At 62.3% G+C, this 24,322-nt stretch carries 22 protein-coding genes; 13 read left to right on the top strand and 9 right to left on the bottom strand.

Annotated elements, in window-relative coordinates; all coding sequences use genetic code 11:
- Window positions 1-51: 51 nt before the first annotated feature.
- The 3 genes from LD110_RS01580 to LD110_RS01570 are packed head-to-tail and all read right to left on the bottom strand — an operon-like array spanning window position 52 to window position 1,700.
- The gene (locus tag LD110_RS01580; RefSeq protein WP_225495868.1) at window positions 52-924 is read right to left on the bottom strand and encodes an SURF1 family protein; all 873 of its coding nucleotides are present in this window, start codon (window positions 922-924) and stop codon (window positions 52-54) included.
- Complete coding sequence (locus tag LD110_RS01575; RefSeq protein WP_225495867.1) at window positions 925-1,227, bottom strand: hypothetical protein; 303 nt, start codon at window positions 1,225-1,227, stop codon at window positions 925-927.
- On the bottom strand, window positions 1,224-1,700 hold the full coding sequence (locus tag LD110_RS01570; RefSeq protein ID WP_225496409.1) for a DUF3099 domain-containing protein: 477 nt from the start codon (window positions 1,698-1,700) through the stop codon (window positions 1,224-1,226). The genes LD110_RS01575 and LD110_RS01570 overlap by 4 nt, the downstream gene beginning before the upstream one ends.
- A 235-nt stretch (window positions 1,701-1,935) precedes the next feature.
- Between LD110_RS01570 and LD110_RS01565 the strand changes: the two genes are divergently transcribed.
- From LD110_RS01565 to LD110_RS24005, 3 genes are all read left to right on the top strand, one after another.
- The gene (locus LD110_RS01565) at window positions 1,936-2,661 is read left to right on the top strand and encodes a beta-ketoacyl-ACP reductase (protein WP_225495866.1); all 726 of its coding nucleotides are present in this window, start codon (window positions 1,936-1,938) and stop codon (window positions 2,659-2,661) included.
- A 142-nt stretch (window positions 2,662-2,803) separates the two neighbouring features.
- The gene (locus LD110_RS01560; protein WP_225495865.1) at window positions 2,804-3,553 is read left to right on the top strand and encodes an SDR family oxidoreductase; all 750 of its coding nucleotides are present in this window, start codon (window positions 2,804-2,806) and stop codon (window positions 3,551-3,553) included.
- A 17-nt stretch (window positions 3,554-3,570) separates the two neighbouring features.
- Window positions 3,571-3,951, top strand: a complete 381-nt coding sequence (locus LD110_RS24005; protein ID WP_374200292.1) for a PLDc N-terminal domain-containing protein — start codon at window positions 3,571-3,573, stop codon at window positions 3,949-3,951.
- Here the strand turns inward: LD110_RS24005 and serB are convergent.
- A complete protein-coding gene (gene serB / locus LD110_RS01550; protein ID WP_225495864.1) occupies window positions 3,905-4,798 on the bottom strand; it encodes a phosphoserine phosphatase SerB in 894 nt (297 codons plus the stop codon). The genes LD110_RS24005 and serB overlap by 47 nt on opposite strands.
- Before the next feature lie 131 nt (window positions 4,799-4,929).
- Here serB and LD110_RS01545 point away from each other — a divergent pair, with 131 nt between their 5' ends.
- The 5 genes from LD110_RS01545 to LD110_RS01525 all read left to right on the top strand — a co-directional run bounded on the left by LD110_RS01545 (window position 4,930) and on the right by LD110_RS01525 (window position 9,105).
- Window positions 4,930-5,715 carry an ABC transporter ATP-binding protein gene (locus tag LD110_RS01545; RefSeq protein ID WP_225495863.1) on the top strand — a complete coding sequence of 262 codons (786 nt, stop codon included), beginning with the start codon at window positions 4,930-4,932 and terminating at the stop codon, window positions 5,713-5,715.
- A gap of 18 nt (window positions 5,716-5,733) precedes the next feature.
- Window positions 5,734-6,519, top strand: coding sequence for a sulfite exporter TauE/SafE family protein (locus LD110_RS01540; RefSeq protein ID WP_225495862.1), 786 nt, complete (start codon window positions 5,734-5,736; stop codon window positions 6,517-6,519).
- Between the two features lie 7 nt (window positions 6,520-6,526).
- Window positions 6,527-7,396, top strand: a complete 870-nt coding sequence (locus LD110_RS01535; RefSeq protein ID WP_225495861.1) for an RNA methyltransferase — start codon at window positions 6,527-6,529, stop codon at window positions 7,394-7,396.
- A 272-nt stretch (window positions 7,397-7,668) separates the two neighbouring features.
- A complete protein-coding gene (locus tag LD110_RS01530) occupies window positions 7,669-7,923 on the top strand; it encodes a type B 50S ribosomal protein L31 (RefSeq protein WP_225495860.1) in 255 nt (84 codons plus the stop codon).
- A gap of 90 nt (window positions 7,924-8,013) precedes the next feature.
- Window positions 8,014-9,105 carry a biotin/lipoate A/B protein ligase family protein gene (locus tag LD110_RS01525; protein ID WP_225495858.1) on the top strand — a complete coding sequence of 364 codons (1,092 nt, stop codon included), beginning with the start codon at window positions 8,014-8,016 and terminating at the stop codon, window positions 9,103-9,105.
- 38 nt (window positions 9,106-9,143) lie between these two features.
- Here the strand turns inward: LD110_RS01525 and pepN are convergent, their stop codons facing one another.
- On the bottom strand, window positions 9,144-11,789 hold the full coding sequence (gene pepN / locus LD110_RS01520; protein WP_225495856.1) for an aminopeptidase N: 2,646 nt from the start codon (window positions 11,787-11,789) through the stop codon (window positions 9,144-9,146).
- Between the two features lie 277 nt (window positions 11,790-12,066).
- On the opposite strand from pepN, the gene LD110_RS01515 reads away from it, so the two are divergent.
- The 3 genes from LD110_RS01515 to LD110_RS01505 all read left to right on the top strand — a co-directional run bounded on the left by LD110_RS01515 (window position 12,067) and on the right by LD110_RS01505 (window position 15,461).
- Window positions 12,067-13,620 carry a circularly permuted type 2 ATP-grasp protein gene (locus LD110_RS01515; RefSeq protein WP_225495854.1) on the top strand — a complete coding sequence of 518 codons (1,554 nt, stop codon included), beginning with the start codon at window positions 12,067-12,069 and terminating at the stop codon, window positions 13,618-13,620.
- Window positions 13,621-13,686: 66 nt separating this feature from the next.
- Entirely contained in the window at window positions 13,687-14,613 is a 927-nt protein-coding gene (locus tag LD110_RS01510) for an alpha-E domain-containing protein (protein WP_225495852.1), read from the top strand.
- Window positions 14,610-15,461, top strand: coding sequence for a transglutaminase family protein (locus tag LD110_RS01505; protein ID WP_225495850.1), 852 nt, complete (start codon window positions 14,610-14,612; stop codon window positions 15,459-15,461). The genes LD110_RS01510 and LD110_RS01505 overlap by 4 nt, the downstream gene beginning before the upstream one ends.
- 145 nt (window positions 15,462-15,606) lie before the next feature.
- Here the strand turns inward: LD110_RS01505 and LD110_RS01500 are convergent, their stop codons facing one another.
- On the bottom strand, window positions 15,607-17,058 hold the full coding sequence (locus LD110_RS01500; RefSeq protein ID WP_225495848.1) for an SDR family NAD(P)-dependent oxidoreductase: 1,452 nt from the start codon (window positions 17,056-17,058) through the stop codon (window positions 15,607-15,609).
- A gap of 101 nt (window positions 17,059-17,159) precedes the next feature.
- Window positions 17,160-18,542, bottom strand: a complete 1,383-nt coding sequence (gene glgC / locus LD110_RS01495) for a glucose-1-phosphate adenylyltransferase (protein WP_225495846.1) — start codon at window positions 18,540-18,542, stop codon at window positions 17,160-17,162.
- 99 nt (window positions 18,543-18,641) lie between these two features.
- On the opposite strand from glgC, the gene glgA reads away from it, so the two are divergent.
- On the top strand, window positions 18,642-19,838 hold the full coding sequence (glgA, locus tag LD110_RS01490) for a glycogen synthase (protein WP_225495845.1): 1,197 nt from the start codon (window positions 18,642-18,644) through the stop codon (window positions 19,836-19,838).
- Between the two features lie 178 nt (window positions 19,839-20,016).
- Here glgA and LD110_RS01485 read toward each other — a convergent pair whose 3' ends face one another.
- Both LD110_RS01485 and LD110_RS01480 read right to left on the bottom strand, forming a co-directional pair.
- Window positions 20,017-22,125 carry an acyl-CoA dehydrogenase gene (locus LD110_RS01485; protein ID WP_225495844.1) on the bottom strand — a complete coding sequence of 703 codons (2,109 nt, stop codon included), beginning with the start codon at window positions 22,123-22,125 and terminating at the stop codon, window positions 20,017-20,019.
- A gap of 2 nt (window positions 22,126-22,127) precedes the next feature.
- Window positions 22,128-22,844, bottom strand: coding sequence for a TetR/AcrR family transcriptional regulator (locus LD110_RS01480; RefSeq protein WP_225496405.1), 717 nt, complete (start codon window positions 22,842-22,844; stop codon window positions 22,128-22,130).
- 102 nt (window positions 22,845-22,946) lie between these two features.
- Between LD110_RS01480 and LD110_RS01475 the strand changes: the two genes are divergently transcribed.
- Complete coding sequence (locus LD110_RS01475) at window positions 22,947-24,320, top strand: acetyl-CoA C-acetyltransferase (protein WP_225495843.1); 1,374 nt, start codon at window positions 22,947-22,949, stop codon at window positions 24,318-24,320.
- Window positions 24,321-24,322 lie beyond the last annotated feature (2 nt).

Below are 24,322 nucleotides of genomic sequence, written 5' to 3'. Positions count from 1 at the left end.
TACCCTGGCCTAGCGCAGGCCTAGGCCGCGGGGAAGCGTCGTTCTGTCCGCTTAGTAGCCCTGTGCGTCGAGGATTGCGTCTTCCTCTTCTTCCGCCGAGGGCTTGCGACGCTTTCGAGTCGGTGGAGTACGACGGCGGTTAACGGCACCGGCCGCTTCCAGCACTCCGTCCTCGGCAGTCTCGTCCTCGGCATCCATCGCGGCGTTCCGCGCTTGTTGGCGTGCTGCGTAACCGAATGCCACGAACATCAGCACACCGAAGGCGAACCACTGCAATGAGTAGGACAGGTGGGTGCCCTCTTCCGTTGAGGGCTTGGGGAAGGCTTGCGGCATGGTCTGGACCGAAGGCGTTTCCGAGGCCAACTGCCCGTAGGCCCCGGTCATGAGGGGGTAACCAAGCTCCTTGGAGTAGGCCGGCAGGTCAATGGAGGCTAGCTGGCCCTCGAGTGCTCCCCGGTCCAATGTGGGTTCCGCGGGCTTTAGGCGGGCCACCACTGTGACTGTGCCCTCGGGCGGCGCGGGAACCGAGTCGGGGCGCCCGGGAGTCTGGTTGCCGATTGGAAGCCAGCCGCGGTCGATCACCACTGTGTCGCCGTTCGCCAGTTTCAACGGGACCACAACTTCGTAGCCGGGTTGGCCGTTGAGGGGTCTGTTACGGACAACGCGCTGATTGGCCGTGTCATACGTTCCGCGGAGCGTCACCTGCGTCCATTCGCGCTCAGCGTCAAGTTTGATGAACTGCTGGCGAATGTCGTCAAAGGGGACGGGAGCCGCCGAGTAATTGCTGTTGATTCGGTTGATTTCAGCCAGCGTCTCGGCCCGGCGATCCATCTGCCAACGGCCTAGGAAGACACAGGCTGTAGCGAATATGACGGCCAGCAGGAAGTAGCCCAGCCACTTGCTGGAAAACAGGAAGCGGTACATTCAGCTTGCCCCGCCATGAGCCGAGTCCGAAGCAGCTTCAATCGAGCTTCCGTCAACGAAAGGCATTGTCGCTTTCCAAAGACCCCGGGTCTGCAGGTAGTCTTCCAGCCATTCACGGTGCTCGTCGCACGCCAACCAGACTTTGCGCCGGTCCGGTGTGTGGATCCGCGGGTTGTTCCACAGCAGTTGCCATGTAGCCGCGGAGCGGCAGGCCTTCCGTGAGCATTGGGCCTCGGCGTTCGGTGTACCCGCGGCATCGTCGCCGCTTCCCGCCTCCATGCCGCCAAGGTTGAAAATGTTCATGATGCTGCCCGCTCGTCGCCGTCCTGTTCGTTGCCTTCTTGCTTGTCTTCGATGAGTTCGCCCTGGATCAATTCGCCGTCCGAATCCTCCTCATCAGCGGTGCGTTCGTCTGGCTGGCCCGCTTCTTGCGATGCCTCCAGTTCCGCGGCCGATACGTAGTCCAAAAGGGCGTCACTGTGGACTTCGGCCTTATCACTGCCGTTGGCAATGACCACCGCAATCCACGGAAGGAAGACTGCGCCGGCAATGGCCAGGATCTTCAGCCAGCCATCCACAACAAAGATCAAGATGATGCACACCATGCGGATACCCATTGCCAGCGCGTACTTGATCATGCGCTCCCGCATGTCTTCGGAATGCGGGGCCGCTGCGTCAGTGATGCTGTGCACTACGGTATCGCCGGAAAAGTGCTCCGGGTCCTGGCCGGGCTGCGGCGGAGTTTGTTGGGTCACGGCTGAAAGATCACGCTCCAATGGCTTCACTCAATTCTCTCACCATTGCCGGAGGCAGCCTAAACGGCTTGATCCCGTCACCACTGGCATTCTGGCGGATCGACCGGTCGCCGCCGTCTATAAGGCCGTGCCGATGGTTGTACCCGGTGGATGGCGTTTCCGGCGGATAAGATCGTTGGCAGTACCCATCCGATTAGCGTTCTTTGAAGCAGTTGTGCCAAAGAACGCGTCTGCCACAGAAAAATACGGAGCAACTATGTCTGAAGCAGTATCTACCGCTCGCAGCGTCCTGATCACAGGCGGCAACCGAGGCATTGGCCTGGCTATCGCCGAGGCGTTCCTCGCCAACGGCGACAAAGTGGCTGTGACCTACCGCAGCGAGAGTGTGCTGCCAGAGGGTGTGCTGGGCGTAAAGGCCGACGTGACGGACGAAGCATCGTTGGACGCCGCCTTCAAGGAAGTGGAAGCTGCGCACGGTCCGGTTGAAGTCCTGGTGGCAAACGCGGGTATCACTCGTGACACACTGTTGCTGCGGATGAGCGAGGAAGACTTCACGTCGGTGCTGGACACCAACCTCACAGGCGCTTTCCGGGTCATCAAGCGTGCGTCCAAGGGCATGATCCGCCTGAAGAAGGGGCGCGTGGTGCTTATCTCTTCGGTCTCCGGCCTGTACGGCGCCCCCGGCCAGATCAACTACTCCGCATCCAAGGCCGGACTCGTCGGGATGGCGCGGTCCCTCACTCGGGAACTGGGCAGCCGAGGCATCACGGCCAATGTTGTGGCGCCCGGGTTCATCAACACGGACATGACCGCCGAACTTCCCGAGGAAACCCAAAAGGACTACCTCGCAAAAGTTCCTGCCGGCCGCTTCGCCGATGCTTCCGAGGTTGCCAACGTAGTGCGCTGGATTGCCAGCGACGAAGCCGCCTACATTTCCGGCGCAATCATCCCCGTTGATGGCGGCCTCGGCATGGGCCACTAACGAAACTCCATTTATATCGGAGGCCGGATACCACGCCGGCCTACGATCTTTGTACGGACCTAACAACCGGGACCTACCTCCGCGCTTGGCAAGATGGAACACGGACCCGCATTATTTGGATGAATTGAACAAAGGAGCCCGGATGGGACTGCTGGACAACAAGACCGCCATTGTCACTGGATCGTCCCGGGGAATTGGCGCAGAAGTAGCCAAGATCCTGGCCGGCGAAGGTGCCGCTGTTGTGGTGAACTACCGCCAGAAGGCACCACGCGCCAACAAAGTGGTAGCTGCGATTGAGGAAGCCGGCGGCCGCGCGTTGGCAGTCGGAGCCGACCTGACCAGCACGGAAGGGGTTCAGGCACTCACCAACGCAGCGGTAGAGAACTTCGGCTCACTTGACGTATTGGTGCTCAACGCCTCCGGCGGCATGGAGACCGGAGTGGAGGAGGACTACGCACTCAAGTTGAACCGCGACGCGCAGGTCAACATGCTCAAAGCCGCGATCCCGCACATGAAGGACGGTTCACGGGTGGTCTTCGTGACCAGCCACCAGGCGCACTTCATCAACTCGGTGCCTACCATGCCGGAGTACGAGCCGGTGGCCCGCAGCAAGCGTGCCGGCGAGGACGCCCTCCGTGAACTGCTTCCCGAACTGTCGGAGAAGGGAATCACCTTTGTTGTAGTTTCGGGCGACATGATCGAGGGGACCGTCACCGCGACGCTCCTTGACCGCTCCAACCCGGGCGCCATCGAGGCACGCCGCGCTGAGGCCGGCAAGCTGTACTCCGTCGAGGAATTCGGTGCCGAGGTGGCCGCCATGGTGACTGCCGACGTCGAGAACGGCCACACGGAGTACGTCGGCGGCGCCGACTACTTCGGCAAAGGCGCGTAATCCAAGGAATCATACGGATGAAGTCCCGTCCCGGCTGTGGATTGCTCACTTCCGGGGCGGGACTTTTCCTTGGCTCGAAAACGCCGGAACGTGCGCATACCGACACCATGAACGGGACCTTTGCGTCGTCTCTTCCTTGGATCATCCTTGTCGCGGCGCTCGGTGTATGGGCCTACGCCCTGTTGGACTTCACCGCCACGGACGCTCGCGACGTCAGGACGTTCTCGCGAACCGCATGGGCGGTGATTTTAGTCTTCGGCAGCGTCCTTGGGGCTGTGGCGTGGCTTGTTGCGGGAGGCCCACCTCGAAGCCCGGAACCTCGAAGCCCGGAACCTAGAAGCGGCTTGGCGCTCAGACGCCGGCGATGTGGCGTACGGCGTCCAGGTAAGGCATGTTGATGGCTGCGTCCGCAACGGCACGCACTGCCGGTTTGGCGTTGAAGGCTATGCCAATGCCCGCTGCGCCGAGCATGTCCAAGTCATTGGCGCCGTCGCCCACTGCAATGCTGTGTTCCAGGCTGATCCCCTCAGCGGCCGCCCATTCCCGCAGGTATTTCTCCTTGGCAGCACGGTCGATCACGTCGCCGATGACGCGCCCTGTCAGGGCGCCGTCCACGATCTCCAGCTCGTTGGCAATCCAGTAGTCCAATCCGAGTTCGGCGGCGATAGGTTCCAGGATCTGGTTGAAGCCCCCGGAAACTACGGCTACAGCGTGCCCTGCGGACTTGAAGGCGGCTACGAGTTCCGCTGCGCCCAGGCTAAGACGGACTTCCCTCCGAACAGCGTCCACGACGGACTCCGGAAGACCTGCGAGAACCTTGACCCGGGCGTGGAGGCTCTGGGCAAAGTCAAGTTCACCGCGCATGGCAGCCTCAGTCACTGCGGTCACTTCCTCGCGCTTGCCCGCATAGGCAGCCAGCAGTTCGATGACTTCCTGCTGAATCAGAGTTGAGTCCACATCCATAATGAGGAATTTGCGGGATGCGCTGCGGAGTGCATTTGGAACAATCGCGGTGTCAAGTCCCAGCCCCGCCGCGGCAGCCACCTGCTTGCGGAGGGCTGCGATGTCGCCAGCCGTCGCACCCGCAAGCTCCAGGCCCACGGTGTACACCTCGAAACGGCTGTCTCCCGAGCGTTCCTCGGAGGTCAGCGAAGCCCCGGAGCCAACCAGCACATCACGCAGTTGCTCTAGCTCGGCAGGGGACAGTTTGGGGCCGTAGCTGACCGCCGTCACGTTCGAAGTCATGGCTGCAATCTTAGTCAGCGGCGGTGATCCACCCGAATTCGTTGCGTAGGAACTGGCGTTCGAATGGGGTGGCGATGAAGGCGCAGTCCCAGTTATCAGTCACACGCAGTTTTGTCCTAGTGTCTACTGATATGAGTGATGTTCTGGAATTGGCTTCCGTCAGCGTCGTCCGCGGAACCAAGACCCTGCTGGACAAGGTCGATTGGCAGGTTAATGAGGGCGAACGCTGGGTCATCCTTGGACCGAACGGTGCCGGTAAGACCACTCTTCTCCAGATAGCCGCAGCACGCATGCATCCGACCAGTGGTTCGGCCGGAATTCTTGACGAAACGCTGGGCCGGGTTGACGTCTTTGAACTGCGTCCCCGCATCGGGCTATCCTCGGCAGCCCTGGCCACACAGATTCCTGAACACGAGAAAGTGCTCAACGTCGTGGTCACCGCCGCGTACGGCGTCACAGGCCGTTGGCGTGAGGGATACGAGCGCGACGACGAACGCCGGGCCTTTGGCCTCCTGAACGAGTGGGGCATCGGACCGCTCCTGAACCGGTCCTTCGCATCGCTCTCCGAAGGTGAACGCAAGCGTGTCCAGATCGCGCGTGCGCTGATGACGGATCCTGAACTCCTGCTGCTGGATGAACCCGCTGCAGGGCTAGACCTCGGCGGCCGCGAAGAGCTGGTCCACAAGCTCGGCGAACTGGCCATGGACGAAAGCGCTCCAGCCATTGTCTTGGTGACGCACCATCTGGAGGAAGTGCCCCCGGGATTCACGCACGCGCTGCTTCTTCGCGACGGCGGCGTGGTTGCCGCAGGACCAATCGCTGACGTGCTGACAGCCGAAAACCTGAGCACCACTTTCGGTGTGGACCTGGACGTTGTGCAAAACGGCGGACGCTACACCGCCACTGCGCGCCGCTAAGGGCAGCCGCGCATAGCAGTGGAGCTTGTCAACGGTCTCTTCATAACGTTTGCCGGCCTGTGGGCCGGAACCATCAACAGTGTGGTGGGCTCGGGCACCCTCGTGACCTTCCCGGTGCTCATCGCGCTGGGGTATGCACCCGTCACAGCCTCCATCAGCAACGCCATGGGCCTGGTGGCGGGGAACATGAGCGGGGCTTGGGGTTACCGCCGGGAGCTCAAGGGCCGCGGTCGTCAACTCCTGAGGCTCTTGCCGGCGTCCATTCTTGGCGGCATCACCGGAGCCTGGCTCCTGTTGCACCTGCCGGAAAAAGTGTTCCACTACGCCGCCCCAATCTTGATCGTCCTAGCGCTGCTTATGGTGCTGTTCCAACCCCGGCTGCAAGGGTGGGTGCGGGACAGAGCCGGGAACCCGGAACATGCCCTTCACGACAAGCGGCATGGTGCCCTCCTAGTGCTGATGGTGTACCTCGCCGGAGTCTATGGCGGCTACTTTGTGGCGGCCCAGGGCATCCTGCTGGTGGGCATCCTAGGGGTGTTCATGACCGGCACCATGCAAAACGCCAACGCAATGAAGAACATCCTGGTCCTAGCCGTCAACGTCGTGGCGGCTTGCTCCTACCTTCTTTTCGCCTTTGGGCGGATCGAGTGGCCTGTAGTTGCAATCATCGCAGTGAGCTCGCTGATCGGCGGGGTGGTTGGTTCAAAGGTCGGCCGCAGGCTCCGCCCGGTGGCCTTGCGCGGTGTGATCTTCGTCCTGGGCCTGGTGGCCCTCGGCTTTATGATCGCGAATCTGCTGAAATAATTCCCCGGTGACATTCCACTACCTCGAATCCGCAGACGACCCCCGCGTTGCCGACTACACGCAGCTCACGGACGTTCACCTCCGCAAACTCCGCGAGCCGGAAGAAGGCATGTACATCGCCGAGTCGTCCCGGGTCCTTCGGCGGGCGTTGGCCGCGGGCCATCGCCCACGTTCGTTCTTCCTCGCGGAGAAGTGGCTGGCAGACCTCGACGACGTCTTCCGGGCCTATCCGGACGTGCCGGCATACATCGGAAAGGCCGCCCTCCTCGAGGAAATCACAGGCTTCCATCTGCACCGGGGAGCCATGGCGGCGATGCACCGGCCTGCTCCCGTACCGTTGCCGGAACTGCTGGCCACTGCGAAACGGGCAGCGGCTCCCGAAGACATTGTGGACCACACAAACGCGAGGTATTCCCAAACACCGCATCGATCGAGGATCGCGATCTTGGAGGATTTGACCGACCATACGAACGTTGGTGCGGTTTTTCGCAGCGCCGCAGCGATCGGCGTCGACGCTGTGCTGGTCACGCCGCAGTGTGCCGACCCGTTGTACCGCCGCTCGATCAGGGTGAGCATGGGCACCGTCTTCCAGGTGCCGTGGACTCGGATCGACCCGTGGCCGGCTGGTATCGAACAGCTAAAAGAGGGTGGCTACTTCGTGGCAGGCATGTCTCTGGGAGAAGGGGCTATCACGCTCGACGATCTGGTGGCCCAGGATCATCAGAACCTGGTGTTGGTCTTCGGAACCGAAGGCGATGGGCTGAAGCCTGACACCGATCGATTGCTCGACGCGCGCGTGACGATTCCGATGATGAACGGCGTGGATTCTTTGAATGTTGCTGCGTCGTCAGCTGTCGCGTTCTATGCGACCAGGTAACGAATGGCAGGAAGTCGTAGCCTCCATGGCACTTCCGGTTGTCCGGCGTTCCGTCGAGTAGCGGGAATGCCGCTGCCGCCGTCGCGCTCGGTGAGGGAAGTCCGACGACGGCTGGCCGGTTCGCGGGGGCCGTTCGGTTCCGGTATGATTGCTTGTTGGTCCGGAAGCCTTAAACGCATGCCTTGCCGCACGCGATGTGAGCGCGATTCCAAGACCAGTCCATTCATACCTGGCAGCTGGCAAAATCCAGTTGCGCGAACAAAGGTCCCATTATGAAGTCTGATATCCACCCGAAGTACGAATTTGTTGTTTTCAACGACCTCGCTTCCGGCACCAAGTTCCTGACGCGCTCCACCGTCTCCTCCTCCAAGACCATCGAGTGGGAGGACGGCAACACCTACCCGGTCATCGACGTCGAAATCTCGTCCGAGTCGCACCCGTTCTACACGGGCAAGCAGCGCATCATGGACTCCGCAGGCCGCGTCGAGCGCTTCAACGCCCGTTTCAAGGGCTTCGGCAAGAAGTAAAACGCTTCTCACCAAGATTTTGGCGCATGCCCGCACTGCCGGTATATCCGGCGGCTGCGGGCATGCGTGTTTTCGGGCAAGATTGAGCCCATGACGCCGTCTGAAGAAAGCCAACATCCTCCGATTCCCCGACTTCACGGTGAATACAAGGTGCATGGTGGGAAGCTCGTCGTTGTGGATCTCGACATCGATGGTGGGCGGCTCCGGAACGTGTCAGTGAGCGGTGACTTCTTTCTCGAACCCGACGACGCCCTGGACGACATCAACCGGGCCCTGTCCGGACTGCGGGAGGACACTCCGCCGTCGGAGATGGCAGCCGCTATCGAAGACGCCCTGCCGGATGACGCCATGCTGTTTGGCTTCTCTGCTTCCGCCATTGCTGTGGCTGTCCGCCGCGCATTGTCCAAGGCGAGCGGCTGGGCCGACCATCAGTGGGAGGTCATTCCGCCGTCGGTGCTGCCAACCCACATCAACGTTGCCCTGGACGAGGTACTCACCGAGGAGGTAGGGGCAGGGCGGCGCAACCCCACACTGAGGTTCTGGGACTGGGAAGAACCGTCAGTGATTATCGGCAGCTTCCAATCCTTCCGTAACGAAGTGGACGCCGACGGAGTGCAGCGTCACGGCGTGACCGTGGTCCGCCGGATCAGCGGCGGGGGAGCCATGTTTATGGAAGCCGGAAACTGCATCACGTACTCGCTCTACCTGCCACAGACGCTGGTGGACGGGATCAGCTTCGCGGACTCCTATGCCTACCTTGACGCCTGGGTCATGGCAGCCTTGGAGAAACTGGGCATCTCCGCGTTTTACGTGCCCTTGAATGACATTGCCACCGAACACGGCAAGATCGGCGGGGCGGCGCAAAAGCGACTCGCCAATGGCGGCATGCTGCATCACGTCACCATGAGCTACGACATCGATGCCGCCAAGATGGTGGAGGTTCTGCGGATCGGCAAGGAGAAACTTTCGGACAAGGGTACCCGCAGCGCCAAAAAGCGCGTGGACCCCCTGCGACGGCAGACCGGCCTGGCCCGTGAGGCCATCATCGCTGCGATGCAGGAAGTCTTTATGGACCGCTACGGGGCCGTGGAATCACGCCTGACGGAGACAGAACTCAGCGCTGCACGTGACCGGGTCGCCACCAAGTTCGGCACGGAGGAATGGCTGCACAGGATCCCGTAACGGGCCCCGTCGCGGTCGGTGCACATCCGGACGCGAAGCTATCCCATCGGGGCCGCGAACCCTGTCGCCTGGGCATTCAAGGCCCGCAGCAGGTGGCTGCGCTGTTCTATGACAATGCGGCGGAGCGCTTTGGATGCATCCCTGTGGCTGTCGAGCCAGTCGTCTGTCCGCAGCAGGACAGGATGCTCCTCGGGCCGGCGTCCCTCGTCAAGATCCTGGGCCGATGGGTAGAGGCCGCGAACGATGCGCCCCGCGATCTCGATACTCCGCTCCGACCAGACCCGCTCCAAGCATTCGAAGTAGGGCTCCACAAACGGGCTCAGCAGACCCTGTGGGGCAATCATAAAGCCAACTATCGTCGCGCTGAGGAGCTCGTTGGATAGCTCTTTGGACTCCACGCAGCGGTTCCACGCAGCCACCTTGATGTCGGCCACAGGCAGGGCTGCAAGAGCCGTAGCATGGCCCGCTCGCCCTGATGCAGTATTGTCCCGGCCCAGCTCGGCGTCGAGTTCCCCGATGTCGGCGGCGCCGTGGGCGGACAGCGCCTGCCAAAGGCTCCAGCGAAGCTCGGCGTCAACGGTCAGGCCTTCCACCACCTCTGTTCCGTCGAGGAGTCCGGACAGCAGGTCCAGGTGTCCGTTCTCGTGCCGGCTGACGTCCGCCAGGGTACGCGCCCAGGCCAGCTGCCGGTCCGAGCCGGGCACGGCCTTCCGGAGTTGCTCCACAGCGCTGTCAGCGAAGGCGCGCCGCACCGCCGCGCGCTGCGCCGCCGGGACGTAGTGTTCGACGGCGGACGCGGCGTTCGCGAGAACCGCCAGCAATACCCCGATTCCGGTTTCGGAAGGAGCGAATCGACGCACAGCATCGACGTACAGCGAGGCTGCCGTCACGCCGTCGCGTGCCGAGTCCCAGAGGGCCGTCCAGCAGAGCGCCCTGGCCATTGGATCGGCAAGGCGGTCCAGCGTGGAGCGGACCGTGGATTCCGAAGCTGGATCCAGCCGCACCTTCGCGTAGCTGAGATCGTCGTCGTTGACCAGAAGCAGTGCCGGCGTCGTACGGCCGTCCAGTTCCGGGACGGGGGTTTCATCCCCAACCACGTCCACCTCCACGTGGCCGGTGCGGACCAGCTGGCCGGCAGGTCCACCAGGAGCCGAGGTACCGCCGTCGAAATCGTAAAGCCCGATCCGCAACCGGTGCGGCCGGGGACTAGGGAGCTCCGAGACCGGATCTACGGCCATTTGGCGGATCACGACACCTTCGAGGTGACTATTTTTCTCGGAAATGGTGGCCTCAAGCGTGGAGATCCCTGAGGTTTGGAGCCATTGGGCAGCCCAACTTCCCAGGTCTCGGCCGGACGCTGTGCTCAACGCGGCTAGGAGGTCATTCAGCGAAGTATTTCCGAAGGCATGGTCACGGAAGTATTGCCGCGAGCCGGCGACGAAGGCGTCGAATCCCACATAAGCCACGAGTTGCTTGAGGACAGAAGCCCCCTTGGCGTATGTGATGCCATCGAAGTTCTGCTTGGCAGCATCCAGGTCCACGATGTCCGCGACGATGGGATGCGTGGTCGGGAGCTGGTCCTGGACGTAGGCCCACGCCTTGCGCTTGTTGGCAAACGTAATCCACGCGGATTCCCAGTCCGTCGCGCGATCCACGCCCAGTGTGCCCATGTAGTCGGCGAAGGATTCCTTGAGCCAAAGATCATCCCACCAGGCCATCGTCACCAGGTCGCCAAACCACATGTGCGCCATCTCGTGCATGAGGGTGTTCGCGCGGGCTTGGTACTGGGCGTCCGTTGCACGCGAGGTGAAGACAAACTTTTCAGTAAAGGTCACCAGCCCGGGATTCTCCATGGCGCCCAGATTGTATTCCGGCACAAATGCTTGGTCGTATTTGCCCCACGGATAGGGGTAGTCGAAGAGGTTGTTGAAGAAATCCAGGCCCTGCTTGGTCAGCTTGAAGAGTTCCGCCGCGTCGAACGAGTCCCGCAATGAGGCCCGGCAGTACAAAGCCAGTGGAACTTCGAGCTTGGTCCCATCCTGAAGCGTGCTGCTCCAATGGTCAGTGGCCTTGAAGTACGGACCCGCCAGTACCGATGTGATGTACGTCGATATGCGTTTGGTGGGGGCAAAATCCCAGCGGCTGGTCGCAGGATCACTGGTCAGTTGCGAACAGTTCACCTCGACGCCGTTGGAGGCCACCTCCCATTCGGCCGGGGCCATGACGTGGAAGGTAAATTCGGCCTTGAGGTCGGGCTGTTCAAAGCACGCAAAGACTCGTCGGGCATCGGCAGGCTCATACTGCGTATACAGGTAGACTTGTCCGTCCGCCGGGTCGATGAAGCGATGCATCCCCTCGCCGGAACGGCTGTACAACGCAGTACCCGTCACGGTGACCTGGTTCTCCGTTTGAAGCCCTTCGAGCAGGATCCTCGACCCTTTGACGACCTCCGCCACTGGGAGGCCCTTCCCATTGAGGAAAACGCTGTGAACGCTCTCGGAAATGAAATCCAGGAACGTGGACGATCCGGGTTCGGCAGAAAAAGTGATGACCGAACGGCTTGGAAAGCCGGCCATATCGGGGTTGCCGGCGTCCCTGATGTCCACGGAGACCTCGTAACTGAGCGTGCGTACGGTGGACGAACGGGCAGCGGCTTCATCTCGCGTGAGGTTGTGATGTGGCACACGGTTATCTAATCACGAGGCTAAGTCATGAAGCGTGACAGGCCGCCGCGGAGGCTCGGCACGGCACCACCTGTCGCGGCAGGTATATTTGCAGGAAGTTGCAGTGCTTCCCAGGTCCCGGTGCCGGCGTGTCGGCCATGTCCTGGAGGGCTGCGCCGCGAGGCGCGTGCAGCGCCAGCAGACCCCGACGCCAGCCAGTGCGGGGGAGCGCGGTACCGACCCGCCGCACAAGGGGCGGGTAATGCTTTTGAAACAAAAAGGTGATTGTCTGATTCCCATGTCTGAGCTCTTCCAGGATTACTCCGAGGCCGCCGAACGCACTGGCGCCTACGACGAGATGTTTGCCCCTGGCCAGGTGGCCCGAAAATCCTACGGACAGGTTGCAGACGCCCTGCGTAAACTTTCGCTCACCGATGTCAGTGCCCGGGCCGACTCCATGGCCAGGACGTTCCTGGACCGGGGTGTCACGTTCGACTACGCCGGCGAGGAACGGCCCTTTCCCCTTGACATCGTTCCGCGGATCATCCCGGCAGATGAATGGAATGTGCTGGAACGGGGCGTCGCACAGCGCGTGCGCGCACTGGAAGCGTTCCTGAACGATGTCTACGGCAAGATGTCAGTAGTCGCGGACGGCGTTATCCCTCGCCAGATCGTCACCACGAGCGCCCACTTCCACCGCGCAGTGCACGGTTTCGAGCCCGCTGGTGGCGTCCGCGTGCACATATCGGGTATCGACGTGGTCCGGGATGCAGCGGGGACGTTCCGCGTCCTCGAAGACAATGTCCGTGTCCCATCCGGTGTCAGTTACGTCCTGGAAAACCGGCGCGCCATGGCCAAGGGCCTGCCGGAAGCCTTCGGCCAGCAGCACATCCGCCCAGTCGAGGAGTACCCGCGGCGCCTGCTTTCCGCACTCCGCAAGACCGCTCCCTCCGGCGTCGACGATCCCACGGTCGTAGTGCTGACACCGGGTGTCTTTAACAGCGCCTATTTTGAGCACACACTGTTGGCTGGCCTCATGGGCGTTGAGCTTGTGGAGGGCCGCGACCTCATCTGCCGCGGTAACCGTGTCTACATGCGCACCACCGCCGGCGAGCAGCGCGTGGACGTTATCTACAAACGTATCGACGACGATTTCCTGGACCCGCTTCAGTTCCGCTCCGACTCGATGCTGGGGTGCCCCGGACTTGTCAATGCGGCCAGGGCAGGTGGAGTCACCATTGCCAACGCCGTGGGGAACGGCGTGGCAGATGACAAGCTCGTCTACAGCTACGTGCCGGACCTGATCCGGTACTACCTGGGCGAGGAGCCGGTCATCTCCAACGTTGACACCTTCCGGCTGGAGGAAAAGGAAGCCCGGGAACACGTCCTGGACCGTCTTGACGAACTGGTTGTCAAACCTGTCGACGGATCGGGCGGAAAGGGCTTGGTGATTGGTCCCGCCGCATCCAGCCAGGAACTCGATGCGTTGCGCAAGCGTATCCTGACGGATCCTCGGGGGTGGATCGCCCAGCCAGTGCTGCAGTTGTCCACCGTTCCCACGTTGGCCGGCGAGAAGTTCGGCCCCCGGCACGTGGACCTCAGGCCCTTCGCGATCAACGATGGTGAGGACATCTGGGTTCTTCCCGGTGGGCTTACCCGGGTAGCCCTCAAGGAGGGGTCGCTCATCGTCAATTCCAGCCAGGGAGGCGGTTCAAAGGACACTTGGGTGCTGGCGGATTCGCCAGCTCTTCCCACCGAGGTCCTTCCGCGCCCGACGGTAACTATCCGTGAGCGCGTGTCGGTATGGCCGGTCGAAAGCAACTGGCGCGACCGTCAGGCAGAGCAGCAGTGACGGCAGCTAAAGTGAGCGCCGCCGTCGTTAAAGAAGAATCCAAGCTCGCCCAGGAGGTCGCCGCGAATGCTTAGCCGTATTGCCGAATCACTGTTTTGGATCGGCCGCTATGTTGAGCGCGCAGATGGGACGGCCAGGATTCTGGACGTCCATCTGGAACGCCTCAACCACCTCCCGGCCGAGGAACAGAACAGCGTAGCCCGCGAACTGCTCGCCGTTATGGGTGCACGCCCACAAGCCGAGGAATTTGGGCTGCCCGAACTGCTGCACGCGCTGGCCTACGACCGCACTAGCGCGTCCTCAATTGCCGGTGCCCTGGGCGCCGCCCGCGAAAACGCCCGGCGGGCCCGCGAAACTGTGTCGTCGAGCCTGTGGGAGAGCCTCAACACCACGTACTACGGGCTGAACCAGCACCGCAAGGATGTGGTTGGCACTTACCGGTTCTGCAACTGGGTGCTGGAACGAACGGCCATGGTGCGTGGTCTCGCCGACACGACTGTCAGCCATGACGAAAGCTGGCTGTTCCTAGTCCTAGGCCGATCGCTGGAGCGGGCTGACATGACCGCACGCATGCTCTCTACACGCGACGTTCTTTCTGCGGGTATGTCCTGGGTGAACATGCTTCGCTGCGCGGGTGCCTACGAGTCGTTCCTGCGGACCCGCCGGGCTGCCTTCGGGGACCAGCACGCCGCTGAGTTCCTCCTCCTGGACAGGCTCTTCCCACGGTCCATCGTGTTCGCCCTGCGGGATGCGGACGAATGCCTCGCAAAGCTGGACCCTTCGGCGCAACGCGTTGGATTCATGAACGACGCCCGCCGCATCGTCGGCCAGGCCCGAACGTTCCTCGAATTCCACCGAACCGATGACCTGATGTCTGAACTTCCGGAGCACATGGAACGCGTGCAGAAGGCCGTCAACCAAGCGTCGGACGCCATTACCCGTAAGTACTTCAATCAGGCCGATGAACTCGCCTGGGTGGGAGAGGTTTCATGACCCGGCTGAGCATCGTTCACAGGACCGCATACAAGTACAACCGCCGCGTCACGCTTTCCTACAACGAGGCACGCATGACGCCGTTGACCGACCCACAGCAGGTGGTCTTGGAGTCCTCGCTCAAGGTTTCTCCTTCCCAGGCGGCCGTGAGCAGCTACCGGGATTACTGGGGAACCCGAGTGACGGCGTTCGACATGCAGATGCCGCACGAGCACCTTGAGGTACTGGCCACCACCACGGTTGAGGTTCACCGGGTGGAGCGCGTGGCCGTCCCGGAAGACATCGTTGGCTGGGATGTCCTTTCTTCGGATGAGATCGCCAACCAATTCAGTGACTGGCTGCCCCAGTCCCGGCTTAGCGGTCCCGGATCCGAGGTCCTGGGGATTGTGCCAGGAGTGGTAGCAGGCTTGAACCCCCACGAGGCCGCCATGGCGATTTTCGCCTGGATGCGCGGGGAAATGACTTACATGAAGGGCTCCACGGGCGTTACTACCAACGCAGAGGAGGCCTGGATCCAGCGGCAGGGCGTCTGCCAGGACCTGGCCCACCTCGCCATCGGAGCGTTGCGCAGTTGCGGGATTCCCGCCCGTTATGTGTCCGGTTACCTTCACCCGCGGTCGACGGCGGACATCGGCGAGACTGTTGCCGGCCAGTCCCACGCGTGGCTGGAATGGTGGGACGGTGAATGGCGCAGCTGGGATCCAACCAACCACAAGCCAGCGGGTGACTACCACGTCACCGTTGCGAGGGGTCGGGATTATCGTGATGTCCCGCCGCTAAAGGGGATCCTCTCAGGTGGTGGCGGCTCCAGCCTGAGCGTCAGTGTGGAAATCACCCGGCTGGCATAGCGCCAATCCGCAAGGCGGACGGTGTGCGGACGAAATTGACATGGCGCGACGCCGGGCGGGAGTGAACCGCCCGGCCGCGTGCCGTCGTCGTGCGCCGGGCACTTTCCGCGCTGGTTAGCGGTACGGGCCTAAGCGCCAAAAGGCGCTACCAGGCTGACGGCTTGTAATCCTTGAGGAAAACTCCATAGAGGTCCACACCTTGCTCGCCCATGACAATGGGGTCGTAAACACGGGCTGCACCGTCCACCAGGTCAAGCGGCGCGTGGAAGCCCTCTTCCATCAACCGAACCTTGGTGAAGTGCGGACGCTCGTCGGTGATCCAGCCAGTATCCACCGCCGTCATCAGGATGCCATCGCTGTCCAGCATTTCCTTGGCGCTTGTCCGCGTCATCATGTTCAGCGAAGCCTTGGCCATGTTGGTGTGCGGGTGTCCTGGCCCTTTGTAGGCACGGGAGAACTGGCCTTCCATCGCGGAGACGTTGACGATGTACTTGCGCCGGGCGGTGGAACGTCGCATCGCGCCGCGCAATCTGCTGACCAGCAGGAACGGAGCAGTGACATTACAGAGCTGGACCTCCAACATTTCCAGCGGATCCACCTCATCCACCACCTGGGTCCAGCTGTTGACCGTTGCCAAGTCGGGAACCAGTCCACCAGCATCGATCGCCGTCCCGGAGGCAATCCGCTCCAGCGACGCTGAACCGGTTGATAGGGCAAGTGAAGTAACGGCGTCGCCAGCCAAAACGGGGTGTTCGCTGACACTGTTGGCGATTGCGAGTGGGTGCCGGTCGTGGGCATGACCAAACGTCACAAGCTCAGGGCCACCATTTCCGGGCAGAAGTGCGGCAGGTAGCGGCTCATCCTCGGCATCGACCAAGGGCTTGTAGGCGTTACCGGAACGGCGGACGGTCTGGGCTGCGTTGTTGATGATGATGTCCAGCGGTCCGGCGTCGTTGATCGAGTCCGTGAGTGCCATGACCTGGGACGGATCGCGCAAGTCGATGCCCACAATGCGCAGACGGTGCAGCCAGTCGGCGCTGTCCTCCATGGCGGCGAATCTTCGGGCTGCGTCTTTGGGGAAGCGGGTGGTGATGGTGGTGTGCGCACCGTCGCGCAGCAGCCGCAGGGCTATGTACATTCCAATCTTCGCGCGTCCTCCGGTGAGAAGCGCGCGGCGACCGGTGAGATCGGTGCGTGCGTCCCGTTTGCTGTGGCTGAATGCGGCGCATTCGGGGCAGAGCTGGTGGTAGAAGGCGTCCACCTGCGTGTAATGCTGCTTGCAGATGTAGCAGGGACGGGATCGGATAAGGTGACCGGCGATTTTGCCGGTGGCGGACGGCGCAAGCTTGTTCCCCCGCGTCTCGTCGTCGATGCGGTCCGGAGCAGCCGTGGCTGTCAATGCCATAACGGCGCGGTCGGCCTCGGCGATGAGGTCACGCTTGGTGTTCCGGCGGTGGCGCTTCACCGCCTTGAACATCTTGCCGGTGGCCCGGCGGACTGCGATGTAGTCCGGATGCTCCTCCTCATACACGTGGATCGTCGTCAGGACTTTGATGCAGGCCTGGATCTCTTCAGGTGTCAATTCGGTGGAGCTCACCATCCTGATTTTACAGGCATGGAAAGCACGCAGCCTTCCCGCGGGAGGGTCCGTCAAGGGTACCCGTACCGCGGGAAGGCCGTGGGAGCGTGTGCGTGAGGCTAGGCGTCGATGGAGCTCGTCTGGACCTCATTGACCTTGTCAGCGGGGCCGTGGAGCTCGGGGAAGTTCTCTGCGGCTGCCTTGACCGCCTCGGGGAGGCTGCGGCGGTAGGAAGCGGATAGGGCAAGTTCTGCCTCGTCGGGTTCGGGCACAGTCTGGCCCTTCGCCAGTACGGTGATGCCGGATTCAGTGACCTTGTAGCCGCGGCGCTTGTCGAGCTCGGCGTCCAAACCGATGGTTGCTCCTGCCGGAACCTTGACGTTCTTGTCCACGATGGCCCGCTTGATCACCGCGCCTTCACCGACGCGAACCTTGTCCATCAGGACGGAGTCCTGCACTCGGCTGGAATTGTCCACATAGACGTCGTTGGAGAGCACCGAGCCTTCGACGATGCCGCCGGAGATGACCACACCACTCGCCACGATGGAGTCGAGGGCAGAACCGACGGTGTTGTTTTCGCCTCGGACAAACTTGGCAGGCGGGGAGATGCTCTGACGCGTGTAGATGGGCCATTCAGAGTTGTACAGGTTGAACACCGGCACGGGGGAGATGAGGTCCATGTGGGCGTCGTAGAAGGAGTCGATGGTTCCTACATCGCGCCAGTATGTACGGTCGCGCTCGGTGGCTCCCGGAATGTCATTGAGGGTGAAGTCGTAGACACCCGCCTCGCCCTTGTTGACGAAGTAAGGGATGATGTCGCCGCCCATGTCGTGCTTGGTGTCCAGGCGCTCTGCGTCTACGTGCAGGGCATCCACCAGCGCGTCAGCATCAAAGACATAGTTGCCCATCGAGGCAAGGAACTGGTTGGGGTCTGCGGGAAGCCCTGCGGTTGACGAAGGCTTTTCCACGAATGCTGCAATCTTTTGGGGATCGTTCTGGTCCACTTCGATGACACCGAACTGGTTGGCCATATGGAGGGGCTGGCGAACGGCTGCCACCGTTGCCTTTGCTCCGCTGGCAACGTGCTGCGCAACCATCTGGGAGAAGTCCATACGGTACACGTGGTCGGCGCCGACCACGACAACGATGTCGGGGTTATCGTCGTGGATCAGGTTCAGGGACTGGTAAATGGCATTGGCACTGCCCAGGAACCAACTTTTTCCAACGCGCTGCTGCGCGGGAACTGATGCAACATAACGGCCCAGCTGAGTGGACATTCGCCACGTTTCGGAGATATGCCGGTCAAGGCTATGCGATTTGTATTGGGTTAAGACGACGATTCTCAAATATCCAGAGTTGACCAGATTGGACAACGCAAAGTCGATCAGTCGGTAGCCTCCTGCGAATGGGACTGCGGGCTTTGCCCGGTCCGCCGTCAGTGGCATCAACCGGTTGCCCTCGCCTCCGGCCAAAACAATTGCCAAAACTTTCTTCAACGCCATGGTTGCTGCTCCCCGTACGTCTTCGTAACCCCAATGTCCCCGGTTTCCCGGACCCTTTCACACTAGAACACATACTGCTGAACGACTACGTTAGGTACCGTGCGAATAGACATTGTGACTAAAGAATTCCCGCCGGAAATTTACGGCGGCGCCGGCGTCCACGTTGCGGAGCTCAGCCGCGTGCTGGCAAAGCATGTGGACCTTCGCGTCCGGGCGTTTGGCGCCCCGCGGGACCCCGACTACCACGGCGCCAGCGTCTCCTCCTACGCCACGCCCAGCGAGCTGGACGGTGTCAACGCCGCGGTGCAGACGCTCGGCGTCGACCTGCGCATCGTTCCCGATGTCGCCGGCGCGGACGTGGTCCATTCGCACACGTGGTACGCGAACATGGCAGGCCATCTTGCGTCCCTTCTGCACGGTATCCCGCACGTCCTAAGTGCGCACAGCCTTGAGCCGCTTCGGCCTTGGAAGGCCGAGCAGCTGGGTGGCGGCTACGCCCTCTCCTCCTGGGTGGAGAAGACCGCATATGAGGCCGCGGCCGCGATCATCGCTGTCTCCGATGGCATGCGCAAGGACATTCTTCGGAGCTACCCCGGTGTGGATCCGGCCAAGGTCTATGTTGTTCACAATGGCATCGATGTCAGCCTGTGGCAGCGGGATGAAGGCGACGATGCCATCCGAGCGCTCGGGATTGATCCCGCCAAGCCCAGCGTCGTGTTTGTCGGACGCAACACACGCCAGAAAGGCGTTCCCTACCTGTTGCGTGCCGCTTCGAGCCTCCCCGCGGACGTTCAGCTGGTCCTCTGCCTCGGCGCGGCTGACACGCCCGAGCTTGCCGCCGAAACTGCAGCACTTATTGAGGACCTGCAGAGCAAGCGCGAGGGCGTCATCCTGATCGAGCGGATGCTGCCCCGCCATGAGCTCATCCAGGTTTTGAGCCACGCCACGGCTTTCGCCTGTCCGTCCATATACGAACCGTTGGGCATCGTAAACCTGGAAGCGATGGCCTGCGGAGCGGCAGTGGTGGCCAGTGCCACGGGCGGTATTCCTGAAGTTGTCCAGCATGGCGAGACCGGACTGCTAGTGGACCTGGAGCAGGTCACGGACGGCACAGGCACTCCGCTTGATCCCGACAAGTTCGTTGCGGACTTTGCCGCAGCCCTGACGGAGGTTGTCTCCGATCCCGCACGTGCCAGGGAGATGGGCGTTGCCGGCCGCAAGCGCGCGGAAGAGCAATTCTCCTGGGACTCCATTGCGGAGACCACCCTGGAGGTCTACCGCTCCGTCCTGTCTTAGATCCGCCCTATCTTAGGATCCGCCCTGTCCTAGGACCCGCCTCTCTTTCGGGGAGCCCAACCTGGGACTCCAAAAAGGGACAGTACGACGGCGGTGGCGCCCCCCCGGGGGGGGGGGCCCCCCCCGGGGGGGGGCCCCCCCGCCGTCGGGGGTTAAGTCACTTAGCTTAGTTGTTCGGTCAGTGGACGCCTGGCTTCTTCCTTTCCGGATGCTTCTGCCAGCGAAGTGACTTTTCGGGGACGGGAGCAGAGCCGCTTGCCCGCTCTGCCCGGTAGTACGCCCTCGCTTCGTCCTGGCGTTCCTGCTCTGCGCCTGTGGCGATGGCCGCCCGGAGATGGGCCGGTCCGTAGCCAAACGCGTCCACAAGGTGGAGGGCGTGTGGGCGGATCTTGGTCAAGAGGCGATTGATATATGCCCCTACCGTGCGGCCACGCTGCATGGACATCCGACCGTTCATCAAGTACCAGGACAGATGTTTCTCGATGAGGGAGAGTCCGAACAGGTCACGCAGCCAAGTCAGGACGGTACGCGTGCCCGGATCGGCTACCGCTGCGAGCGCCTCGGTAAATGCTTCCCACTGCAGCAGTTCAGCGTGCGCCTGCGCGGCTTCGATCAGTTCGTCCTGGTGCTCATTAAAAAGCGCCGCCGCCTTGTGGTGGGGCAATTTGCCGGCTCCCCGGAGGGCTCCGGCTGCCTCGGCCACCATGGTTTGCACGCGGTCGGTGAGCAACGCGCGCTGTCCGGCCTCGTCGCGCAGGGCCAGGGCGGCCTTTTGCGGCAAGCCGCTATCCGCGACGAACTGCGCCACCTGGCGCAGCCCCGTGCGGTGCAGGGCCGCACCAGCTGCCTGGCCGACTACGAACCGCGCAAGGACCCCAAAATCAAGGTTCCGGAACTCCTTGGCATAGTCCGCCAGCAGCCTCTTGGCCACAAGTTGCAGCAGCACGGTGTTGTCGCCTTCGAACGTTGCGTAGACGTCCATGTCGGCCCGTAGCGAGGTAAAGCGGTTCTCGATGAGGAACCCCGCACCGCCGCAGGCCTCCCTACATTCCTGGAGTGTGTCCAGTGCCTGCCAGGTGCTGAGCGGTTTGAGCGCCGCGGCCAAGGTTTCCAGGTCCTGCCTGTCCTCGTCGCTGTCGTGCCTGCCGGAGAAGACGTCGTCGAACTTCTCCAGGAGTTGCTCATGAGCGAAAGAGGCGGCATACGTGGCTGCCAAGCGCGTGAAGAGGCGCCGCTGGTGGCGTTGGTAGTCCAGCAGGACTTCTTCTTCCGTGGTGGATGAAGCGGTGAACTGGCGCCGTTCCGAGGCGTATTGAATGGCTGCTTTGAGGGCGACTTTGCTTGCGGCCACGGCGGCCCCGTCCAGGGACACGCGCCCCTGGACCAATGTTCCGAGCATTGTGAAGAACCGGCGGCCGGGGCTGTGAATCGGTGAGGTGTACTCTCCGTCCGGGGACACGCTGCCGTAGCGGTCCAGGAGGTTGGTCCGGGGGATCCGTACGTGATTGAAGTGCAGCCTGCCGTTGTCTATGCCGTTGAGCCCGCCCTTGATTCCGTCGTCTTCACCACCGATTCCGGGCAGGAACTCCATGGTTTCCGGATCGCGCAAGGGCACGTAGAAGGCGTGCACGCCGTGGTTGACGCCCTGGCTAATAAGCTGGGCGAAGACGACGGCGGCTAGGCCGTCCGCGGCTGCGTTTCCTATATAGTCCTTCCACGCGGCGCGGAATGGCGTGTGGATGACGAATTCCTGGCTGTCGACATCGTAAGTAGCCGTGGTGGCTATGCTCGCGACGTCGGATCCGTGCCCCGTTTCAGTCATGGCAAAGCAGCCGGGGATGTCCAGGCTCATGATGCCCGGCAGCCATTGGTCATGGTGTGGCTTTGTACCAAGGTGCATTACCGCCGCACCGAACAAACCCCATTGCACGCCGGCTTTGATCTGAAGCGAAGGATCTGCTGTGACCAATTCCTCGAACCCGGCGATGTTGCCGCCGTGGTCATCCGATCCGCCCAGCCGCGAAGGGAACGCCCGATGCACGGCGTTGTTCGCCACGAGGTACTTGAGCTGAGCGAATGTCCGACGGCGGTGCTCGGTGTGCGTGAGTCCCTCGATTTTGTGGACCTCAGGGCGTGCGGCAAGTTCACGTGCCGTCCGCCTGACGTCGGCCCAGCGGCCGAGTAGCTGCTCGCCAAGGGCTGCAACGTCTATCGCCTGGGTTTCCGGCCCGGAGGCAGGCTGCTCCGCCTGCGCCTCGCTGGCGGAGCGGTCCACTACTTCTGTCATGGTCATCCCTTCTTGATCTCCCGGGCAACGGTTGGTGTGGTGCTTTTAAGTTCGGGGGCTATGCCGATGCAAAGCCAATCCGTGATTTGGCGTGCCATGGTTTCCTGATCGGGCTTGAACGGCGAAGCTGGGCTGTCCAACCACGATTCGCCGGCATTCCGAACCAAACCAATGGCTGCCGCCGGCCAGTAGCCGAGGAGCGCTTCCTTGCCTTTTCCGAGTTGCTCCCGCATGGGTCCGGCGATCATCTCGCTGACGGAGTCAAAGAAGTGGCCGAGGGCGCCTGAAGCTGCGATGGCGTCCTGCTGCGAGGCGTCACCCGTGGCGAGCCTCGTGACGAACGCGTAGACATGGGGGCTGGATTCCGCCATTTGCAGGTAGGCGGACACCATGGCGTAGAGGCCTTCGCGAGGTGTGGCAGCCGCCTCGGTGGCTTCCCTCATACGTTTTTGCATCTGCAGTAAAACCACTTCTCCGACGGCCTGCTGAAGCCCCGCCTTGTCCCCGAAATAGCGGTAGAACACGGATTTGGACGTGTTGGCCGCCGCTGCGATGTCCTCCATCGAAGCTTCGCTTCCCAACGTGTGGACCGCGCGGCGCGCCGCCTTGATCAGTTCCTGCCGACGGGTTTCGCGGTGGCTCTGCCAGCGCGCGGAGCGGCCGTCGACGGCGGCAGCCGCTTCAGTGCCGACGTCGCTTGTGGCGCCCGTTGCAGGCAGGGTGTCTGCGGTTTGGTTTTTTGGGGATCGGCCTATGTACACGATACCCAGCGTATCAGGTACGCTGGGTATCAATAACCTACCTCGTTCAAAGGAGAGGGCATGCCCGCAGCAGAACAGCCAGAGTCCGCCGCGAACCAAGTATCCGGTCAGTCCCTTGCGGCATCGGTCAGCGAGCGCAGCTTGCGTAAGGCCGTTGTCGTGGGCGGCAACAGGATCCCCTTCGCCCGCGCGGGTGGAGCGTACGCCAAGTCATCCAACAAGGACATGCTGACGGCCGCGCTGGACGGCCTCATCGCCAGGTTCGGGCTACAGGACGAACGAATTGGTGAGGTGGCAGCAGGCGCGGTGCTAAAACACTCGAGGGATTTCAATCTCACGCGGGAAGCCGTTCTCGGTTCGGCCCTGTCCCCGGAGACTCCGGCCTACGATTTGCAGCAGGCCTGCGCCACCGGCATGGAAGCGGTTCTCGGGCTCGCCAACAAAATCAAGCTCGGCCAGATCGATTCGGCGATCGCCGGTGGCGTTGATACCGCGTCCGACGCCCCTATTGCCGTCAGCGAAGGGCTGCGTGAAGTCCTGCTGGACTTGAATCGCGCCCGCACCGTCCCGGAACGCCTGAGGATCCTTGCCCGGCTACGACCCAAGGATCTGGCGCCGGACGCCCCCACCACGGGCGAACCGCGTACCGGGCTTTCCATGGGCGAGCACCAGGCCCTCACTACGGCCCAGTGGAAAATCACCCGCGGCGCGCAGGACGAGTTGGCGCTCGACAGCCACCGGAACCTGGCCGCTGCCTACGATCGCGGCTTCTTCGACGACCTCATGACGCCCTATCGCGGACTGCAGCGGGATGCCAACCTTCGGCCCGATACTTCCTTGGAGAAACTGGCTGCCCTGAAGCCCGTTTTTGGCAAGAGCTTGAGAGCCGAGGCCACCATGACCGCAGGAAATTCCACACCACTGACCGATGGTGCGGCAACTGTGCTGCTCGCCTCAGAGGAATGGGCGGAAGCGCGCGGCCTACCAAAGCTGGCCACCATCGTGGACGGTGAGGCTGCCGCCGTCGACTTCGTCCATGGCAAGGACGGGTTGCTGATGGCACCGGTATTCGCCGTTCCGCGGCTCCTGGGCCGCTTGGGCCTCACCTTGGATGATATTGACTTCTTCGAGATTCACGAGGCTTTTGCAGGTACCGTGCTATCCACGCTTGCGGCCTGGGAGGACGACAAATTCGGACGTACGCGCCTTGGACTCGGCGGTGCGTTCGGAAAAGTGGATCGAAGCCGCCTTAACGTAAACGGATCTTCCCTTGCTGCTGGCCACCCATTTGCCGCAACCGGCGGACGCATCGTTGCAACGCTTGCCAAGATGCTGCATGACAGTGGAACGGTGGACGGGCGTCCGGCGCGAGGCCTGGTGTCCGTGTGCGCGGCAGGCGGTCAGGGCGTCGTCGCCGTTTTGGAAGCCAACTAGGG

Source organism: Arthrobacter sp. M4 (genome assembly GCF_020251205.1).
GTDB lineage: Bacteria > Actinomycetota > Actinomycetes > Actinomycetales > Micrococcaceae > Arthrobacter.
The sequence above is the reverse complement of the archived record's forward strand: the minus strand, read 5'-3'. Positions and strand labels throughout refer to the sequence as shown.

Coding starts and splice junctions, on each gene's coding strand:
- LD110_RS01580 (WP_225495868.1), bottom strand. CDS start 924: ATGTACCGCTTCCTGTTTTCCAGCAAGTGGCTGGGCTACTTCCTGCTG.
- LD110_RS01575 (WP_225495867.1), bottom strand. CDS start 1,227: ATGAACATTTTCAACCTTGGCGGCATGGAGGCGGGAAGCGGCGACGAT.
- LD110_RS01565 (WP_225495866.1), top strand. CDS start 1,936: ATGTCTGAAGCAGTATCTACCGCTCGCAGCGTCCTGATCACAGGCGGC.
- LD110_RS01560 (WP_225495865.1), top strand. CDS start 2,804: ATGGGACTGCTGGACAACAAGACCGCCATTGTCACTGGATCGTCCCGG.
- LD110_RS24005 (WP_374200292.1), top strand. CDS start 3,571: ATGAAGTCCCGTCCCGGCTGTGGATTGCTCACTTCCGGGGCGGGACTT.
- serB (WP_225495864.1), bottom strand. CDS start 4,798: ATGACTTCGAACGTGACGGCGGTCAGCTACGGCCCCAAACTGTCCCCT.
- LD110_RS01545 (WP_225495863.1), top strand. CDS start 4,930: ATGAGTGATGTTCTGGAATTGGCTTCCGTCAGCGTCGTCCGCGGAACC.
- LD110_RS01530 (WP_225495860.1), top strand. CDS start 7,669: ATGAAGTCTGATATCCACCCGAAGTACGAATTTGTTGTTTTCAACGAC.
- LD110_RS01525 (WP_225495858.1), top strand. CDS start 8,014: ATGACGCCGTCTGAAGAAAGCCAACATCCTCCGATTCCCCGACTTCAC.
- LD110_RS01515 (WP_225495854.1), top strand. CDS start 12,067: ATGTCTGAGCTCTTCCAGGATTACTCCGAGGCCGCCGAACGCACTGGC.
- LD110_RS01510 (WP_225495852.1), top strand. CDS start 13,687: ATGCTTAGCCGTATTGCCGAATCACTGTTTTGGATCGGCCGCTATGTT.
- LD110_RS01505 (WP_225495850.1), top strand. CDS start 14,610: ATGACCCGGCTGAGCATCGTTCACAGGACCGCATACAAGTACAACCGC.
- glgC (WP_225495846.1), bottom strand. CDS start 18,542: ATGGCGTTGAAGAAAGTTTTGGCAATTGTTTTGGCCGGAGGCGAGGGC.
- LD110_RS01485 (WP_225495844.1), bottom strand. CDS start 22,125: ATGACAGAAGTAGTGGACCGCTCCGCCAGCGAGGCGCAGGCGGAGCAG.
- LD110_RS01475 (WP_225495843.1), top strand. CDS start 22,947: ATGCCCGCAGCAGAACAGCCAGAGTCCGCCGCGAACCAAGTATCCGGT.